Origin of the sequence: Halonatronum saccharophilum DSM 13868 (assembly GCF_000517025.1) — a bacterium.
GTDB lineage: Bacteria > Bacillota > Halanaerobiia > Halobacteroidales > Halobacteroidaceae > Halonatronum > Halonatronum saccharophilum.
This window is the reverse complement of record NZ_KI912095.1, coordinates 289,999-290,787: the sequence shown is the minus strand read 5'-3', so window position 1 is coordinate 290,787 and position 789 is coordinate 289,999. Positions and strand designations below refer to the sequence as shown.

The window sequence follows — 789 nt, the reverse complement described above, 5'->3', positions numbered from 1 at the left end:
GAGATCTTTATTGTATAGGGTGATGCTGCTTCTGGTAGCAAAGATAATGAATTTAAGAGCTACATCAATACTACACAACACGACTCTAAAACCCCTTAAAGAAAAAACAATCCCTAGTAGCTCTATGTTGCAAATTGATTAGAATATTGTTTGCTTTATGGAAGAAAAAAGAAAAGTATGATGGTGAAAAATTATTTAGAAATATCAAACGTTCAAATTTACAGGGAGCTGCTTAAAGATATTTAAAATGAATTATTGGAATGTAAATTTTATAATATAGATCAATTATTTATGTTTGTTTTTCTTAGATTAAGTACTTTGAAAAAGGAAGACTGGAAGAGCTGGAATTAATTATTTCAATATGGGCATAGACCCTGTCGAGGAGCATATCCAGCCTCCACCCATGGATAGGTAGAACGAAGGAATGTAGGGACATAGATCCTGAGAGATATGGGAGGTTAAACTACCATGGAAATGTGGAGTTCCAATAAGCGACCATATTTTTTAAAAATAATAGTTAAGTTTTTAGATTACTTTATCCTTGCAATTCCAAATATTAATTGGTTTTAATAATTAAATCCATATTACTTTTTTATAAGAAAATAAATTTCTAAGAATAAGTGAGCATGAGTGAGATAAATTTAATTTATAGAGGGAGTGAGAGTAGTGAGTAGTCTAGGTTTTTTAGGGCCAACAGGTACCTTTACTGAGTTGGCAGCCAAGGAGTATGATAGTAATATTAAAGATCATATAGCTTATCAAGATATTAAAAGTCTCTTTGAAAGTGCT

General features: G+C 31.1%; 1 pseudogene. It reads left to right on the top strand.

Annotated features, from left to right (window positions below):
* Positions 1-236, top strand: a pseudogene (locus HALSAC_RS17835) (IS110 family transposase); the annotation flags it as partial.
* Positions 237-789: the final 553 nt, after the last annotated feature.